Raw genomic sequence first — 18,885 nt, 5'->3', positions numbered from 1 at the left:
ATAGTTCTTTTTTTCTTATACTTATTTTAAAATTTCTTAATACAAAATAAAATTCTTACATATACTTCAATTAAAAATAATTTAAAAATAAAATAAATTTATTATAGCGAACAATATAAACTATTGATATTTGAATTTTTCGTGATATAATAAGTGTATTAAATTTTAACTCGTATATAATCGGTAATATGGTCCGAAAGTTTCTACCTGCTAACCGTAAAATAGCAGACTACGAGGAGTTGTACTATAAATTCTAGTAATTCTAGTTTTTAAAGCAACACCTCTAAAAAGGTGTTGTTTTTTTATTAAGTATAACTTCCTAAAAGTTATAAGAAACCTTTCTTTATATGAGTTTTAAGATTTAAAGTATATTATTCCAATAAAAAATTCTCTTAAAATACTTTTTAATAGAACTCATATTTTTTTAAACTTATAGGGAATTTTTATTTTGGATATAAATTTAAATCTTAATATGTAAATTCTAAAAAAACTATAAGGAGATGAAATTATGGAAAAGCAAAACTTAAAAAACACGGAAGTTAACTTAATCTATGGAGTAGATGATGATTTAGATTTGCCCAAAAAAGTTCTCTTTGGACTTCAACATATATTTGCTGCTTTTGGTGGAATTATAGTAGTACCCTTAGTTATTGCAACTTCTCTTGGCTTTGATAGTAAAGTAACAACAGCCTTAATAAGTGCTTCTATACTTGGTTCTGGACTAGCTACAATTATTCAAGCTAAAGGAGTTGGCAAAGTTGGAGCAAGAGTGGCCTGTATTATGGGTACTGACTTTACCTTTGTATCACCTGCAATTTCAGTTGGCTCGGTTCTTGGATTACCTGGAATAATTGGAGCTACAATACTTGGATCTTTATTTGAAGTTATTTTAAGTTTCTTTATAAAACCTTTAATGAAATTTTTCCCACCACTTGTTACAGGTACAGTAGTTGCCTTAATAGGATTAACTTTACTTCCTGTATCAATTGATTGGGCCGCTGGTGGTGCTGGCTCAGCTAATTATGCTAGTTTAGAAAACTTAGCTGTGGCTATGTTTGTATTAGTAATAACTCTTTTACTTAATAACTATGGAAAGGGTATGATTAGTAGTGCCTCAATACTTATAGGTATAGTTGTAGGATACATAGTTTGTATTCCTCTTGGACTAGTTGACTTTACTCCTGTAAAGGAAGCAAGTTGGCTATCATTCCCTAAGATCCTTGAATTCGGAGTAACTTTTGATGCTAAAGCAGTTATGGCCTTTATACCTGCTTACTTTGTAGCCACAATAGGAACTGTAGGATGTTTAAAGGCTATTGGAGAGACATCTAATATTGATATTGGTGATAAAAGAGTGGCCGCTGGAGTATTATCTGATGGTGTAGGAAGTGCATTAGGTGGACTAGTAGGTTCTTGTCCCAATACTTCTTTTAGTCAAAATATAGGTATTATTTCTCTAACTAAGGTAGCTAGCCGTCATGTGGCTGTAATGGCTGGAATACTATTAGTTATCCTTGGATTCTTACCTAAAGTGGCTGTCATAATAACAGGGATACCAAATCCAGTTTTAGGTGGCGTAGGTATAATGATGTTTGGAACAGTTGCGGCAGCTGGTATTAGAACACTAAGTAATATAAAACTTACAGAGCGTAATCTTTTAATAATAGCTATTTCTATGGGACTTGGACTAGGAGTTACATTTAGACCTGATGTAATTCACAACCTTCCAGAAGCAATTAGAATGATCTTCTCTTCTGGAATCTCAACTGGAACAATAGCTGCCTTAATCCTAAATGCAGTATTAAAAGAAAGCCCAACATCAATGGAATTTGAAAATATGTATGATGAAGAAACAAAGGCTAGTTAAAAAGTTTTAAAGTTAATAAATATAATAATCTTAACTATTCACTATTAATAAATAAAATCTAATTAAAAACTAAATATATTTTTATTACATAATATACAAATAAAACTTATAAATAAATTCCGAGAATTACTGAATTTCGCTAAGAATTTATAGCAATTACTCCGAAGATTTTACTAAAGCGAAAAACTCCCTTCTGTCAAACAGTTTCGCTTCTTAACGTAAAATCTTCTACGTAATAGCTTAAATTCTAAAGCTCATTCAGATATTCTCTTCATATTATTTATAAGTTTTATTTTAGTTTTAATATAAACATATTTTTAATCTATATATCTGAAGTTTTTCATGCTTATGTCTAATACTTTAAAAGAATGGGTAACTGACCCTGTTGATATAAAATCAACTCCCGTTTCAGCTATTTCCCTAATATTATCTAAGGTTACATTTCCTGAAGCTTCTACCTCTGCTCTATTATCTATTAACTTGACAGCTTCTTTTAAAGTTTTTATGTCCATATTATCTAACATTATTATATCCGCCTTTGCTTCTAAAGCCTCATTTAATTGCTCAATGCTTTCAACTTCAACTTCTATTTTTCTAACAAAAGGAGAATTTTTTCTTGCTAGGGAAACTGCATTCTTTATTCCACCTGCTGCCTCTATGTGATTATCCTTTATCATAACACCATCATTTAATCCAAACCTATGGTTAGTTCCTCCCCCAACCTTCACTGCATATTTCTCAAAAATCCTCATATTAGGAGTAGTTTTTCTTGTGTCTAAAAGCTTAACTTTTGTTCCTTCTAATCTTTCAACAAATTCTCTAGTAAGAGTTGCTATTCCACACATTCTTTGCATATAGTTTAAAGCTACCCTTTCTCCCATAAGAATTTTTTTTGCATCTCCAAAAACCTCACCAAAGTGTTGCCCTTTTTCAACTTCCTCTCCATCATTTACTGAAAAATTAACTTCTACATCTCCTAAAATCTTAAAGACCATTTTGAAAACTTCTGTACCTGCTATTATCCCTTTTTCCTTAGCTATAATATCAACCTTAGCTATTTTATGATCTAATACTACTGACTCCGTTGTTATATCTCCATATTGTAAATCCTCATTAAGAGCTCTTCTTACATTCTCCTCCACAAGTAACCAATTCATCCTTAATATCTCCTCTCAGCCTACAGATTTCATCAATTAATATTTTCCTATTTAACAATCTGTATTTATCTAAATCTTCACATTCTCTTTCTTCTATAATAAGCTCTAAATCATCTATATAACTATTAATTTCTAAGGACCCTCTTCTTGAAAAAACCAAAGCTTCTAATAAAGAATTACTAGCAAGTCTATTAGCACCATGAACTCCTGTACAGCTTGTCTCACCAAAAGCATATAAATTTTCCATAGAAGTTTTTCCATTTAAATCAACCTTAATTCCTCCCATGAAATAATGCTGAGCTGGTGCTACGGGTATTGGCTCTTTACTTATATCAATTCCTTCATCCAAGCACTTATTATATATATTAGGAAACCTCTTTTTTAAAAAACTCTTTTCCATAAAGGACACATCTAAAAATACATTATGAGAATTTGTTTTTTTCATTTCTTCATATATTTTTTTAGCAACTATATCCCTTGGTAATAACTCATCTACAAATCTTTCTCCATTACAGTTTAGGAGTTTTCCCCCTTCTCCCCTAACAGATTCAGAAATTAAAAATCTTTTTTCCTCTGATTTTTTTGAGAAAAATGCAGTAGGGTGAATTTGTATATAAGAAAGGTCCTTGATTTCTATATTATTTCTAATTGCAACCCCTATGCTATCTCCAGTTATGATTCTTTCATTAGTAGATTTTTTAAATAAACCACCAATTCCACCTGTGGCTAAAATCACCACTTTAGCATAAATACTTAAATTTTCTCCCTCTTTATTAAATAAAGCCCCTATACATCTATTATCCCTATGATATATATCAACCATTTCACATTCTTCTATTATTTTTATATTTTTTCTTCTTTTCACATTTTCCAAAAGAATATCTTCAACATGCTTTCCAGTGATGTCTTTGTGATAAACAATTCTATTTATTTCATGTGCCCCTTCTTTTGTAAAAAGAACTCCATTTTCATCCTTTTCAAAATTAGCCCCTAAATCAATAAGTTTATTTATATTATCCATTGATTCTTCAACTAAAACCCTAACAGAATCAATGTTATTTTCATACTTTCCAGCTTTTAAAGTATCTTCAATAAATGACTGGAAATCTTCTTTTCCTCTAGCTACTGCAATCCCCCCCTGAGCTAGGGAAGAATTGCATAAATTAACTGACTTTTTTGAAACCATAATTATTTCTAAATCTTCTCTTAAGTTTAATGAGGCATATAGTCCTGCTACCCCACTTCCAACTATCAATACATCAGCTACCCTTTTCATAGTTTTAGCCCCCAAGTTTATGCATATTTTTTAATGAATTATATGCCTTTAATCTTAAATCCTCATCTATTTCAATTTTATTTTCCATTTTTAAAAGACTTTCATAAAGATCCTTTAAGGTAGTCATTTTCATATTTCTACAAACCATCTTTCCATATGGAATATAAAATTCTTTTTCCTCTCCATTTTTTCTCAACTGATGAAGTACCCCTTCTTCTGTTATTATAATAAATTTTTTATTTGAAGAATTATTTACAAAATTTATTATTTCACTAGTACTTCCTATGAAATCAGAAATATCTCTTATCTCCTTACTACACTCTGGATGAGCTACTGTTAAAATTCCTTCATGCTCACTTTTTAATCTTAAAATTTCTTCTTTTTGAATAGCTTCATGAACTATGCAAAAGCCATTCCATAATATAAACTTTTTATCCGGTGTTTTTTCCTGAATATAAGACCCTAAATTTCTATCAGGTAAAAATATAATTTCTTTTTCTTCTAAATTATTTATTATGTTCTCAGCATTAGATGAAGTACAGCAAACATCAGATAATGCTTTTACTTCAGTTGAAGAATTTATATAGCAAACAACCTTGGCATTTGGATGTTCCTCTTTCAATTTAGCTAGTCCATCTGCTGTAGCCATGTCTGCCATAACACAGCCTGCTTCCATAACTGGTAATATAACCGTTTTTTCTGGTGAAAGTATCTTTGCACTTTCTGCCATAAATTTAACCCCACAAAAAACTATTATATTTTCTTCACAATCCTTTGCTATTTTACTTAAGTAATATGAATCGCCTACATAATCAGCAATTTCCTGTATTTCAGGAATTTGATAATAATGTGCTAATATGATAGCCCCCTTCTCTTTTTTTAACTTTAATATTTCATTCCTTATATCCATTTTGTCTCCCTCAATTTATGTATTTTAATTTATAATATCACCATATTTATACAATTTCAATAAAATACGAATATTCATTAACATTATATATATATTGTTTTCATTTTGTTAATTATAATAAAAAAAGACTGTATAAAAACACCTTAAAAATAAAGAAGCTATACCAAAATAATTTTTGATAAAACTTACAAACATTATAAAAACAATATTTAATAATTCTCCAAATATGTTTGTAAGTTTTATTATTATATTTGATACAGGCAATTTATTTCTTAGTTCTTATACAATCCTTATAAATAAACTTAAATTATTTATTATAATGCTTTATTAAAGCTTGAGTTCCTAAGTCCCCGAAACCTTCTCTTTCTAGATCCTCATAATTCTCTAAAACTTTACTTAAAATATCTAAATTCACATTATCAGCTAAAGCTTCCTCCTTAGCTAATTTCATATCTTTGATGAAATGTTTTATAAAGAATCCTGGTGCAAAATCCTCCTCTAAAATTTTAGGAGATACTAATTCTAGTTGCTTACTTCCAGCAGCTCCAGTAGATACTGAATCAAGCATTTTTTTCACATCTAATCCTTTATCCTTGGCATATGCCATAGCTTCACAAACCCCTGATATAGCCCCTGCTATCATTATTTGATTTGCTAACTTAGTATGTTGACCAAAGCCAGCTTTTCCCTCATAGTGAATATTAGTTCCCATTGCTTGAAAAATAGGTAAACAAGCTTTATAATCCTCTTCTTCTCCTCCAACTAAAATAGTTAAAGTCCCATTTTTAGCTCCAATATCTCCACCTGTAACGGGAGCATCTAAGGCTTTTAACCCTTTTTCTTTTGCTTTTTCAAATATTTCAACTGCTAACTTTGGACTTGATGTTGTCATATCAATAACATAAGTTCCTTCTTTAACATTTTCAAGTATTCCATTTTCTTCAAAATAAACTTCTTCAACATCCTTTGGAAAACCTACTATGGTTATTACTGCATCACATCCAGAAACACACTCTTTTATAGTGGGATAAAAATTTGCTCCTTCTGAAATTACATCTAAAACTTTTTCTTTATTTCTAGCAAAAATAGAAACCTCAAAGTCATTTTTCATAAGGTTACGAACCATTGATTTTCCCATTATTCCTACACCAATAAAACCTATTTTCTTCATAAACTCTTTCCTCCTAATATTAAATCCACTTAAGTTATCTATAAAAACTTCTAAACTTTATCTATAACATAATAATCTGTCTTTATTCTAAATCTAAATATTATTTATCAAATAATCCTCCACCATTGTTGCTCTTTCTTCCCCCTTGAACAAAGCCAATAGTTTTTTGAGCTCTAACATTAGCTTTAGTATTCTTCCCTTTATTCTTTTTTTCTTCTATTAATTTTTTCATCATTTCCATGTTCTTGTTCATTACAAATTTCTCCTTTTATTTTCATAATATATAATAAATTTTAATATATTCTTCAAAAGAAATCATCCTAGTTTAAATAGCTATGTTGAATATCCTAAACAAAACTTAATTTTTAAATTATCTATTATTTAATCTTAACATTCACTATTTCAGGTCTATTAAATAATCTTGTTATTTTAGTACTGTTTCCAAGGCCTCTACTAATAATAAGTTTATTTTTATTTCCGTGCATTCCTTCAGTGTATTTAGGAAAGAACCCTTGTCCAGGTGCAACTAATCCTCTTTTTACTATAGGAATTCTAAATTGACCTCCATGTGCATGACCAGAAAACATTATATGAAAATCATATTTTGAATATTCTGCCTCAAAAAGTTCTGGATAATGACTTAAAACAAATTTTAATCCCTCTAAGCTTTCTAATCTTTTAAAAAGTTTATGGGAATCCTCATATGCATAGCTTCCATTAATTTTTTTAAGTGAGGAATGTAAATCTCCCTTTGGCTTTTCAAACATACCTAAAATATTTACTTTCACTCCATTTAAACTTAAAGTTATAATTTCATTTCTTAAAATTATAACTCCCTTTGACTTTAGACTTTCAAAAATATATTCAGCTTTTTTGCACCTTTGTTCATTGTTTCCTGAGATATAAACAACTTTAACACACTTACTTAAGTCACTTAAAAAATCTATTACACCCTCCATATTTTTAAGACTTGAATCTATCATATCTCCAGTGGCAACAACTAAGTGTGGCTTTTCTTTTAATATTAACCTTTTAAGTTTTTCATTATTTTTTCCAAACTCTTTTCCATGAAGATCTGATAAATGAACCACATTTATATCTTTCTCAATTCCACAATCAACTTCATAATTAGTTGTGCTTATTCCATTGTTTTCATAATAAAAAAATCCTGTTACTAAGGCTATACCTAATGCGCCTAATAAAATCTCCATAATATCACACCTATACTCTTAATTAATTTCAGAATAATATTTTTATTTATCTTATTAATTTTTATTAAATTTGGCTCTTTATTATTTTTAATTTATAAAATTCTAAGGTTTTATATACTTATAATCTTATAAAATATTTTTATTCTATCACAAATAATTACTTAAGTCTTTAAATATATTTTAGTTAAAATAAGCATAAAATTTTTTCATATAAATACAAATAAATTTATAAACCTTGTATACATTAAATTCATTATTTGTTAATATTTTAAAGTTTAACTCACTTTTATACACAACTAAAAAAATTTCATATGAAAACTTTTAAATACTATAAATGTTAAATTTGTAACAAATATTTAAAGTGCTATAATTTTACATAATGAAAGGTAAATTATTATTTGGCCAAATAATATATTTTTATTCTAAAAATTTAATAGTTAAACTTATATTGTTTAGGAGTGATTTAAATGAATAAAAATCTTGAAGCAAACAGAAACAGGACTCTTTCTGAAGGAATACATAAAAATATAAAGGTAAGAGCACCTAAAATTGATAAAACAGCTATAAGTCCTTATGATCGTTATTGTGATGGCTACGGAATGCCAGGAGCTTATGGTAATGGATATGTATCAGTTCTTAAGGTTTCCGTTGGTACAGTTAAAAAGACTGACGATATATTACTAGATGGTATAGTTTCTTATGATAGAGCTGAAATAAATGATGCTTATGTTGGACAAATTAATATGCTTACAGCTTCATCATTCTGTGGGGTTGCAGGTCAAGTTTGGGGACATGATTTAGCAACACATGATTCAATTGCTAATGATGAAATCAAACCTTTATATGAATTAAAACAATTTGATGGAACTCCACTTAAAGTTTATGATGCTAAACCTTTATTAGAAGCTGGTATAGAACTTTTCGGTACAGAAAAAAATAGACGTTTTACAACTGCTCCAGGTGCCCATGTAATATGTGCAAATAAGAGTGCTACAGCTTATAGACCAAAGGAAAATAGACCTTTAAAAGAAGGAGAAGCTTATGGTGTATGGTCATTTATAGCCTTATCACTATCAAATGATAGAGATCACTGTGCTGATTTATTCATAGAAGATGCAGGACTTTGGACAAAGAATGATAATCCAGAAGACTTAAAGAAATTCCTAGAAGATCATAGAAAAGCTGTAACTTGGTCAGTAGTTGAATGTGGTAGAGATTCTCATGTTGTTTTTGAAAGAACTTACATAGGTTTTGCTTATGTAATAATGAAACCTGGTGAAATTGGAAACGCTTTAACTTGCGCTCCTTATGTAACCTTAGCAAGAGATGCTGTTCCTTCTGAAGGTTTCCCAAGTTTAAATAGAATTTCTCTTTCTCAATGGTTAGATGATATGAATTTTGATTCTTTAGTTAATCCTAGTAAAAAATAATAAATAATAATTTCTTAAAACAAAATTATTCTAGGAGGAGTTATTATGAATGATAATAAAAAATTAGGTGTAATTGCTCTTGCTGGGGTAGTAATTAGTGCTATGCTGGGTGGAGGTGTTTATAACCTTCCCCAAAACATGGCCCAATCCGCTTCTGCAGGTGCAATATTAATATCTTGGATAATAACTGGGATAGGAATTTGGTTCATAGCTAACACCTTTAGAATCCTTGCTGCTGCAAGACCTGATGCCACAACAGGTATATATACCTATGGTGAACTTGGTTTTGGGAAATTTACAGGATTTTTAATGGCCTGGGGATATTGGATATGTAACTCTTTTGCAAATGTTGGCTATGCCGTACTTTTAATGGATTCACTAAACTACTTTTTCCCACCTTACTTTAAAGGGGGTAATAACTGGCTTTCAATAGCATGTGGATCTCTTGTCCTTTGGATTATATTCTTTATAGTATTGGCTGGTGTTAAACAAGCAAGTGCTTTAAATGTAATAGGAACAATAGGAAAATTATTACCTTTAGCAATTTTCTTACTAGTTTTATTATTCTCATTTAGATTTTCTACATTCTTTACTGACTTCTGGGGATTAAAAACAGTTGCAAAAGTTCATGATACAAACCTAGGAGGAATATTGCCTCAAGTAAAAAGCACAATGCTTGTAACTTTATGGGTATTTACTGGTATTGAAGGTGCTGTTGTTGTTTCTGGAAGAGCTAAATCTCAAAAAGATGTTAGTAAAGCAACATTTTTAGGATTTATTACTTGTCTTTTAATTTATACACTACTTTCATTATTACCACTTGGTGTATATTCACAAGGAGAAATTTCTAAAATGGCTCCACCATCAACAGCTGCAGTATTAATGGATTTAATAGGAAACTGGGGAAGCGTAATAATGAACCTTGGTGTAATTATAGCAATATTAAGTTCTTGGCTTATTTGGACTGTAATGCTTTCAGAATTACCTTTTGCAGCAGCCCAAAGCGGAACATTCCCAAAAATATTTGCTAAAGAAAATAAAAATGAATCACCTTCATTTTCTTTATTAGCATCAACAATCATTATGCAAATAATATTAATACTTGTTCATTTTGCAGGTAATGCATGGAATATGATGCTTAGTATAACAAGTGTTATGGCACTTCCTTGTTATCTTGTTTCTACCTTATATTTATTTAAGATAACATATAAAAATGAAAACTATCCAACAGATATCTTTGCCAAGAGAAAATATGCAATGATTACTGCCATATTAGGATCAATTTATGGTGTTTGGTTAATTTACGCTGCTGGAATCAACTATATGCTTATAGCTATAGTTATATACGCTTTAGGAATTCCTGTATTCATAAAAGCTAGACGTGAAACTAGTCCTAATGAAAAAGAATTTACTAAGGTTGAACGTTACTTTGCAATAGTTTTGATAATACTTGCCTTAATAGGCTTAGTATATTTATTTAAATTTATGTAAACTACTCACATATCAAAACCCTATCCAAAAATTTAAAAGACTTTGGTGAATTTTGAAGCTTGATTAATAAATCAATATCTCAAAATGAACCAAAGTCTTTTTAGCCTTCTTATAGTTATAAAAAAGTGTTTTTTTTAACCTTCAATAAACCTTACAAACAGTATGAAGAGAATATCTAGATGAGCTTTAGAATTTAAATTATTACGTAGAAGATATTACGTTAAAAAGCTGAGACTCTTAATTTTTTAGGAATACAATCTCACAAGGTTCCATTGCATAAGTTCAAGAATCCAAATTAAAAATTTGGACTTTCACTTAAAATCTAGTAATTCTCTGAATATGTTTGTAAGTTTTATTATCTTTATAAGAAAAGCTATATCAAATATAAAATTTGATATAGCTTTCATATATTCTTACAAATTATTAAACTAATTTATTTAGAACTGATTCACCAATTGTTCCTTCTGGCATTTTTAATCCAAAATTATCAGCAATTGTTGCTCCAATAGTTGCAAATGTTTTTGGAGTTTCTAATTGTCCATGACCTTTCATTGATGGTGAATAAGCTAAGAATGGTACATACTCACGAGTGTGGTCTGTTCCAGTGTATGTTGGGTCATTACCATGGTCAGCTGTTATTATTAATAAATCATCTTCATGTAACTTTTCTAATACTTTTCCTAAGTTAACATCGAATTTTTCTAATTCTTCTGCATAACCTTGAGGATTTCTTCTATGTCCCCATAAAGCATCAAAGTCAACTAAGTTAACAAAGCAGAATCCAGTAAAGTCTCTATCCATTATTTCTAATGTTTGTTCCATACCATGAACTGAACTCTTAGATTTATTTCCTTCTGTTATTCCTTCTCCATCAAATATATCTTTTATTTTACCAACTGAAATAACATCAAAGTTGTTATCTTTTAATTCATTAAGAACTGTTCTTCCATATGGTTTAAGAGCATAGTCATGTCTATTACTTGTTCTTTTGAATTCACCTTTTTTAGTTCCTAAGTAAGGTCTTGCTATGATTCTTCCAACTTTCCATTCGTCTTTAAGAGTTAATTCTCTTGCGATTTCACAGCATCTATATAATTCTTCTAAGCCAAAAGTTTCTTCTTGACCACAAATTTGTAAAACTGAATCTGCTGATGTATAAACTATCATATCTCCAGTTGCAATTTGATGTTCTCCTAATTCATCTAGGATTTCTGTTCCACTAGCACTCTTGTTTCCTACTATTTTATGACCAGTTCTTTCTGTTAACTCATCTAATAATTCTTGTGGGAATCCAGTATCTGTGAAAGTTTTAAATGGCTTAGTTATGTGTAAACCCATCATTTCCCAGTGCCCTGTCATTGTATCTTTACCAGCACTTGCTTCAGCCATTTTAGCTTGGTATCCTATTGGATTCTCAACTGGAGCTACGTGTTTTATTGGGTGTAAGTTTGCTATACCCATTTTTTGAAGATTAGGTATATTAAATGTATCTACTGATTCAGCAATGTGTCCTAATGTATCAACATTAACATCTCCATATTTTTCTGAATCATTCATTGCACCTATTCCTAATGAATCTATTACTATTGTAAAAATTCTTTTATATTTGCTCATTGTTAAAACCCCCTAAGTGTATTTCCGTATCTATTATAATTTTTAAGATTTTATCTTATGCATTAAGCTTTAATTTCGCTAATAACTAGTAATTCTAAAGCTAAATCAAAAAGATTTTACTAAGAATTACTAAGCTATTAGATAAATTTAACTAAAATTTATAGGTCCCTTAAGCTCCTATGCATTATTTTTCATTTTATCTTCTTTAATTAAGTTTCTTATTCCTTCTATTCCTGCTTTTATTGCAAGTTCTGTATCATGTACTTGAGGATTATCAAGTCCTTCTTTTTGTCTTTCTTGGTTAGCTATAGTTAGGAAAACAGCTCCAACTCTTACTCTTAAATAGCTTCCTACTATAAATAATGCTGCACCTTCCATTTCTGATCCTAAACATCCACATCTTTTCCATGCTTCCCATTTGTTTAATAAATCATAGCTTACAGGTTTAGTTTCTGGTGAGTGTTGTCCATAAAAAGAGTCCTTTGATTGAACTACACCAGTGTGGTAAGGAACTTTTAATTCTTTTGCTCCTTTAACTAAAGCATTTATTACATCTAAGTTTGCTACTGCTGGGAATTCTATTGGAGCATATTCTCTTGAAGTACCTTCTGCTCTTATAGATCCAGTTGCTATTATAAGATCTCCACCTTTAACGTTTAAATCTATTCCTCCACAAGTCCCTACTCTGATGAAAGTGTCTGCTCCACATTTAACTAATTCTTCTAATGCTATTGCAGCTGATGGGCCACCAATTCCAGTTGAGGTAACGCTTACTTTTTCTCCATCTAAATATCCAGTATATGTAACATATTCTCTTTTATCTGCTACTAACTTAGCATTGTCTAAGTATTTTGCTATTTTAGCACATCTTTTTGGATCTCCAGGCATTATTACATATTTTCCAACTTCTCCTGGTGCTACGTCTATATGAAATTGTTTGTCTGAACCTTGTGTATAAATCATTTACATTTCCTCCTAAATCCTTGTTTCCTTATAACAATTTTAAACTTGTCTACTTAGTTGTCTATTTTATATTTATATAATACTACACTTTTTAGAAATTATCAAACGTTTACAGAAAATTTTTTAAATTATTTGTTGGTTATTAATATAAAATCTTTTATAATTTAAGTAAATAATACTTTCTCCTACCCCAACTTGTTTGTAACTTGTCTATTTTTAGGAAGGTGATTATAAATGGAAATATTAACTGTAAATAAACATAAAGAACTCTTATATGTTACCGTATACGATAAACTTTTTAAGATGATTAACGAAGGAACTTTCCCTGAAAATAGTAGACTTCCTTCTGAACCGGAACTAGCTAAAAGATTAGGTGTTAGTAGAAGTACACTTAGACAAGCTTTAGCCCTGCTTCAAGATGATGGATTAATAAAAAACATTAGAGGTAAAGGAAATTACATAATTAAAGAAAATAAAACTGATACAACAGGTTTAGAAAAAATAGGACATCCAGTCTATAAGTGTTTAGATTTAGAGACAAATAATATTGAATTAGATTTTAAAATAGATCCCCCCTCAGATTATTATAAAAAGATATTAGGAGATAATTCTGTTGCAACGGTTTGTATTGATAGATGGTATTTAGATGATAATTTAGCCCTAGCTTATTCTTACACAATAATATCTATTGAGGCAATTTCAAAATTTAATATAGATCTATCAGCTAAAAATAATTTATTGAAATTCATTGAAGAAGAATCTTATAAAGAATGCTCAAAGATAAAAAGTACTATTAAATTCACTCCATCTGGTAACTTCGTAACTAAGCGTCACCCAATTCCAGATGAAAGTCAATTTTATTTAATTGAGGAAGCTATATATTCTAATTCAGAACTTCCAGTTATTTTTAATAAGCATTATCTCCCAATGAAACACAGCACCCTAAAAGTAAATCCTATGAAATAATATTTCATAGGATTTATTTTTATTAAAATGCTGTAAAACCACCATCTACTGGCATAAATATTCCAGTTACATTACTTGCTTCTGGTGATGATAAGAATAATATGACATCGGCAACTTCTTCTGCTCTTGCCACTCTATTTTGAGGAGAAGTAACTTTTCCTGATACTATTCCCCCTTCAATTTTAACTCCTGCCTTTTCAGCAGATTCCCTTTTATTTTTCAAAAATTCTAAAGCTTCATGATACATTGGAGTATCTGTAGTTCCTGGATTCACTGCATTTACTCTTATACCATATCTAGCATAATCCAATGCCATATTTCTAGTAAGTCCATTTAATCCATGTTTAGATGTTACATAAGCAGAATGTCCTGGAAATCCAGTTAAACCTGCAACAGAAGAAACATTAACAATAGCTCCTCCTTTATTTTGCTTTATCATCTCTTGAATTCCATAATGAGAACAATGAAATGCTATCATTATATTGCAATCTAAAACATTTCTAAACATCTCTTCACTCATCTCGTGTACTGGTGCTGGTGTTCCTGTAATTCCAGCATTATTTATTAAAATATCTAAGCCACCAAATTTTTTAATAGCAGTATCTATTACTTTCTTACAATTTTCTCCTTCTCTTAAATCACATATTAAAAACTCAACATTAGAAGTTATTTCTCTAATTTCTTTTAGAGTTTCTTTACTCATCTCTTCTTTTCTATCTGCTAAAACTAATTTAGCTCCTTCTTTAGCTGCTCTTAAAGCCACAGCCTTTCCTATTCCTCCAGCTGCTCCTGTAATAATCATTACTTTGTCACTAAATCTTCCATCAATTATTTTACTCATAAACTTCTGTTATTAAAAAATATATTTATATTTTTTAATAACAACTCACCTCCAATAAACCAATTATATTATTAAGTAATATATACTCTAATAAATCTAATGTCAACACTTCTTAAAAGGGCTTATTTACTCTAATTTGCACATTTTTATAATAAATATTTGCCCCCTAACATATCTTAAAATTTAACTCTTTATTAAAGTTCTTTTGTTAGTGAATATTTCTTATAATTAGACTAATAATAAACTTTAAATTATTTAATTATAAACTTATTAAAACCAAAGTTTTTGTAATTGATTAAGGAATAAATAAGGGTCATCGTAATAATAAAGTAACCTAAATTTTACTTTTTTTATGATATACTAAATTATTGTAAACAAAATTTATTAGTAAGGAGATTTAAAAGATGAAAAAAATAAAACACAAAGGATTTCTAATAGCTCTAGTTTCTGCACTAATTATAAGTTCATCTTTCATTGCTTGTGACATGAAAGGTAACAAAAGCAATGTAGAAAATGAAAAAGCTAATTTAGAAAATAATACTCAAAAAGATGAAGCTTCTAGCAATAAGGAAAATCCTACAGATAATACTAGTGAAAAATCAAATTCAAATGCTGAAGCTACTAAGAATAGATTTGAAGGGTTAAAAACTACTTCTGAAGATATGAATATTCCTGTTTTATGTTACCATGATGTAACTCCAAACAATCCAAATAATAATGAACTTTTAGTAAACCCTGAAAAATTCAAAGAACAACTTCAATATTTAAAGGATAATAATTATACACCTATAACTTTAGATGAACTTTATGATTATCTAAGAAATAATAAACCTATTCCTGAAAAATCTGTTGTTATAACTCTTGATGATGGATATAAAGGAAACTATGAATATGCTTATCCTTTACTAAAGGAATTTAAATTTCCTGCTACAATATTTGTAATTTCAAATTATGTTGGAGCACAGGATTATATGACTGCTGATCAATTAAAAGAAATGTCTAATAACGGTATAGAAATAGAAAGCCATACTTTTAAACATGATGACTTATCTACATTAGATGAAGCTAAACAACTTGAAACTCTAAAAGATTCTAAAGTAGCTTTAGAAAAAATCATTGGAAAACCTGTAGATTTTGTTGCTTATCCTTTTGGAAGATATAATTCTAGTACTAGAGTTGCAGCAGAAAAAGCTGGATATAAATTAGGTTTTAATTTAAATGGAAACTTTACTGACAGAAAAGACAATAATTTTAACATGGATAGAATTTATGTTAGTAATAATGATTCCTTACAAAAATTTGAAAGTAGATTAACTGGTAAATAATTTTTATTCAGAAAAAATAAATAACTTATTCTAAATGAAAATCTTAAAGCTCTAACTGGAAATAAAATTTCCAGTTAGAGCTTTAAAATAATCAAATTTAAATAAATTTTTAGTTTACTTTAATAATTACATTATTGTTCTAAATAACTTACCCTTTCGATCTTCTCCCAATGATTTTTTTTAGTTCTATATTTAAATATAGCAACTATTCTAAATATGGAACACATTTGTCTATAACCAAAAGCTTCTAAAAAACTAAATAATATAAGTTTAATTTTATCTTTAATTCTTAAATTTATATTAAAAAAATATTCCTCTGAAAAAATTGATGATATAGATATTAAGGAACTATAAAAAATATAAATACACATAAAAGTAATAAAAAACTTTAAATTTATAAACCCAGTAAAATAAGATATAAATAAAAATACAACTCCAAATACTTCAATCAAGCAAGATAACATTTCATAAATAAAATAATATAAAAATGAAAATACTCCTACTACGCCATATTTTATATTTAAAAAAATGTATTTATGCTCAGCTAAACTTTGCATAAGCCCCATATGCCATCTTTTTCTTTGACTTTTTAAATCCTTAAGCTTTTCAGGCGCTTGAGACCAACAAATAGCATTTGGTATATATTGTATACTATATTTATTTTCATTCTTTTTATTAAATGAGTGTAACTTCATAACAAGTTCCATATCTTCGCCAATACTATTAGAATTATATCCTCCTACATTTATTACAGAGCTTTTCTTAAACAATCCAAAAGCACCAGATATTATAAGATTTCCATTAAATTTATTAAACCAAACCCTTGTTGTCCAAAAGACTCTATAGTACTCTATTATTTGAAAAATAATTAACCATTTTTTAGGAAGTCTATTCTTCTTAACTACACCATTTTCTAATAAAACATTATTGGAAATTTTTACATTTCCCCCAACAGCTATTGTATTTTCATTTTCAATAAAAGGAACAACTATGTTGCTTAAAGAATCCCTTTGCAATACAGAATCTGCATCTAATGTTAGAAACAATGGATATGTTGAAGCATTGATACCCATATTTAAAGCATCTGCTTTCCCCCCATTTTCTTTGTTTATCAAAGTTATATTTACCTTCTCAATCCCTTCATAAATATCAATTATTTTCTTACAATTTATTGATTTTCTAATAGGCCTCTGGATCTTTTTTAAGCTAAACCTATTAATTAATACTTCCAAGGTTTTATCCTTAGACCCATCATTAACTATTATTATTTCATATTCTGGGTACTCTAATGCTAATAAAGAATCTATACATTTTAAAATAGTTTTTTCTTCATTATAAGCAGGAACTAAAATAGAAATAGGTGTATAATTTTTCTTATCATAAATATTTATTGTACTATTAAATCTTTTCTTTAAATTAAATTCATATAAATCTATAATTGAATATACAGTCGATATAAAGAATATTACTGCATAAATAAATATATAATACATAAAAAATAAATTTATAAAATCAACTATTTTTTCTAACATGACAAAGTAATTCTTTCCTCCTTATAATTTAAAATTTTATTATATAAGGTATTATTTTTTTTCTGTAGAACATATAATAAAATTTCTTTAGCATACATATCTTCTTGATTTAAAACTTCTTCAATGATTTCCTCAGTACAGTTATTTTCTAAAATACTTGATGCCGAATTTAGTCTAACGTACCAATTTTTATCCTTAAGAGATTTTTTTAAGCTATTTTCAACTTCAAAGGAATAATACTTAGAAAGACTCTTTGCCGCTATTGCTCTTTCTTCCCACCATTTAGATGCTAATAGTTTAATCAATTCCACATAAGCTTCATCATAATAATTCTCTTCAAAATATTTTATTATACTTATCCTTACTTCCCTATTACTTTCAACTTTTAATTTCATCAAAAGAATTTCTTTAAAAAAATCATTTTTATTTTTAGAAAAGCTATTTATTATAAGGCATTGCATTTTAGTATTTAATTCATTTAAAATCCTTGCCAGTTCTTTATTTATTTCATGACTATTTTTAAATTTATCAATAATCTCAATAAAAACCTTATTATTTATATATATCCTATTTTTAGACATATAGATTAAAGCCTCAATGAATTTATCTCCTTTACCAATATTAGCTATTGAATTTAGAGCATTATATCTTACATAAATAGATTTATCATTTAAGCATTCCATTAAAAAATTTTGTATTTTAAAAGAATCTATTTTATATAATCCTAAATTAAATATAAAATAACACTTTCTTATTGAATCCTTTTTTGCATATTTTTTAATTTCATTTTCTATTACTTCTAAAAAGTTATACATAAAGATGGATATGTCATATTTAACTTCTTGATTATTACTTAATTCTGAAATTATTCTATTAAAAGCTTGTCTACTTTTATTTTTTTTTAAAATTTTCTCCACATATAAAATTTCATCTTTGGAAAGCTTATTATTGTTGGTTACTTTTATAAGCTGTTTTTTTATGACTTCTCTAATCTCTTTCTCTATTTTGTCTACTTTTTTCTCTCTTCTTTTAGTAGCTCTTTTTTCAAATTTTATATATATTATTGATATAAATATTACATATATAAAAAGGATTAAAGAAAAAAATATATATGATACTATTTTCATATTT

Annotated in this window: 16 protein-coding genes and 1 riboswitch; of the genes, 5 read left to right on the top strand and 11 right to left on the bottom strand. The window is 28.3% G+C overall.

The genetic code is table 11. From position 1 onward, the window contains the following. Nucleotides 1-150 precede the first annotated feature (150 nt). A riboswitch (purine riboswitch) is annotated at nucleotides 151-252 on the top strand. 256 nt (nucleotides 253-508) lie between these two features. Further along, a complete protein-coding gene (locus GOM42_RS02305) occupies nucleotides 509-1,867 on the top strand; it encodes a nucleobase:cation symporter-2 family protein (protein ID WP_057230633.1) in 1,359 nt (452 codons plus the stop codon). Nucleotides 1,868-2,184: 317 nt separating this feature from the next. Here GOM42_RS02305 and nadC read toward each other — a convergent pair whose 3' ends face one another. The 6 genes from nadC to GOM42_RS02275 form a co-directional block, all read right to left on the bottom strand. After that, nucleotides 2,185-3,024, bottom strand: a complete 840-nt coding sequence (nadC, locus tag GOM42_RS02300) for a carboxylating nicotinate-nucleotide diphosphorylase (protein ID WP_057230631.1) — start codon at nucleotides 3,022-3,024, stop codon at nucleotides 2,185-2,187. After that, nucleotides 2,981-4,300: an L-aspartate oxidase gene (locus tag GOM42_RS02295; protein ID WP_057230629.1), complete on the bottom strand. Its 1,320-nt coding sequence runs from the start codon at nucleotides 4,298-4,300 to the stop codon at nucleotides 2,981-2,983. The genes nadC and GOM42_RS02295 overlap by 44 nt, the downstream gene beginning before the upstream one ends. A gap of 4 nt (nucleotides 4,301-4,304) precedes the next feature. Further along, nucleotides 4,305-5,210 carry a quinolinate synthase NadA gene (gene nadA / locus GOM42_RS02290; protein ID WP_004457430.1) on the bottom strand — a complete coding sequence of 302 codons (906 nt, stop codon included), beginning with the start codon at nucleotides 5,208-5,210 and terminating at the stop codon, nucleotides 4,305-4,307. A gap of 307 nt (nucleotides 5,211-5,517) precedes the next feature. Continuing rightward, nucleotides 5,518-6,381 (bottom strand): NAD(P)-dependent oxidoreductase, encoded by an 864-nt coding sequence (locus GOM42_RS02285; RefSeq protein ID WP_049040046.1) that lies wholly within the window; start codon nucleotides 6,379-6,381, stop codon nucleotides 5,518-5,520. Between the two features lie 100 nt (nucleotides 6,382-6,481). Then, on the bottom strand, nucleotides 6,482-6,634 hold the full coding sequence (locus GOM42_RS02280) for a hypothetical protein (protein ID WP_165489661.1): 153 nt from the start codon (nucleotides 6,632-6,634) through the stop codon (nucleotides 6,482-6,484). 124 nt (nucleotides 6,635-6,758) lie between these two features. Further along, nucleotides 6,759-7,592, bottom strand: a complete 834-nt coding sequence (locus tag GOM42_RS02275) for a metallophosphoesterase (RefSeq protein WP_057230627.1) — start codon at nucleotides 7,590-7,592, stop codon at nucleotides 6,759-6,761. 467 nt (nucleotides 7,593-8,059) lie between these two features. Here GOM42_RS02275 and hdcA point away from each other — a divergent pair, with 467 nt between their 5' ends. Next, on the top strand, nucleotides 8,060-9,022 hold the full coding sequence (hdcA, locus tag GOM42_RS02270; RefSeq protein WP_003450230.1) for a histidine decarboxylase, pyruvoyl type: 963 nt from the start codon (nucleotides 8,060-8,062) through the stop codon (nucleotides 9,020-9,022). Between the two features lie 45 nt (nucleotides 9,023-9,067). Then, nucleotides 9,068-10,513, top strand: a complete 1,446-nt coding sequence (locus tag GOM42_RS02265) for a basic amino acid/polyamine antiporter (protein WP_003455623.1) — start codon at nucleotides 9,068-9,070, stop codon at nucleotides 10,511-10,513. 423 nt (nucleotides 10,514-10,936) lie between these two features. Here the strand turns inward: GOM42_RS02265 and GOM42_RS02260 are convergent, their stop codons facing one another. Both GOM42_RS02260 and udp read right to left on the bottom strand, forming a co-directional pair. Further along, nucleotides 10,937-12,127: a phosphopentomutase gene (locus tag GOM42_RS02260; protein WP_057230625.1), complete on the bottom strand. Its 1,191-nt coding sequence runs from the start codon at nucleotides 12,125-12,127 to the stop codon at nucleotides 10,937-10,939. Nucleotides 12,128-12,304: 177 nt separating this feature from the next. After that, nucleotides 12,305-13,090: a uridine phosphorylase gene (udp, locus tag GOM42_RS02255; protein ID WP_057230623.1), complete on the bottom strand. Its 786-nt coding sequence runs from the start codon at nucleotides 13,088-13,090 to the stop codon at nucleotides 12,305-12,307. 234 nt (nucleotides 13,091-13,324) lie between these two features. Here udp and GOM42_RS02250 point away from each other — a divergent pair, with 234 nt between their 5' ends. Next, nucleotides 13,325-14,056, top strand: a complete 732-nt coding sequence (locus tag GOM42_RS02250) for a GntR family transcriptional regulator (protein ID WP_057230619.1) — start codon at nucleotides 13,325-13,327, stop codon at nucleotides 14,054-14,056. A gap of 22 nt (nucleotides 14,057-14,078) precedes the next feature. Here GOM42_RS02250 and GOM42_RS02245 read toward each other — a convergent pair whose 3' ends face one another. Next, nucleotides 14,079-14,897, bottom strand: coding sequence for an SDR family oxidoreductase (locus GOM42_RS02245; RefSeq protein WP_003455277.1), 819 nt, complete (start codon nucleotides 14,895-14,897; stop codon nucleotides 14,079-14,081). A 404-nt stretch (nucleotides 14,898-15,301) separates the two neighbouring features. Between GOM42_RS02245 and GOM42_RS02240 the strand changes: the two genes are divergently transcribed. Next, complete coding sequence (locus GOM42_RS02240) at nucleotides 15,302-16,222, top strand: polysaccharide deacetylase family protein (RefSeq protein WP_003478913.1); 921 nt, start codon at nucleotides 15,302-15,304, stop codon at nucleotides 16,220-16,222. Between the two features lie 131 nt (nucleotides 16,223-16,353). Here the strand turns inward: GOM42_RS02240 and GOM42_RS02235 are convergent, their stop codons facing one another. Both GOM42_RS02235 and GOM42_RS02230 read right to left on the bottom strand, forming a co-directional pair. Beyond that, nucleotides 16,354-17,754: a glycosyltransferase gene (locus GOM42_RS02235; RefSeq protein ID WP_057230617.1), complete on the bottom strand. Its 1,401-nt coding sequence runs from the start codon at nucleotides 17,752-17,754 to the stop codon at nucleotides 16,354-16,356. Further along, the gene (locus GOM42_RS02230) at nucleotides 17,748-18,881 is read right to left on the bottom strand and encodes a HEAT repeat domain-containing protein (protein ID WP_057230615.1); all 1,134 of its coding nucleotides are present in this window, start codon (nucleotides 18,879-18,881) and stop codon (nucleotides 17,748-17,750) included. The genes GOM42_RS02235 and GOM42_RS02230 overlap by 7 nt, the downstream gene beginning before the upstream one ends. Nucleotides 18,882-18,885 lie beyond the last annotated feature (4 nt).

This window comes from Clostridium sp. 16K-1-R1, assembly GCF_023921145.1.
Taxonomy (GTDB): domain Bacteria; phylum Bacillota; class Clostridia; order Clostridiales; family Clostridiaceae; genus Sarcina; species Sarcina perfringens.
This window is presented reverse-complemented; position numbering and strand designations above follow the sequence as displayed.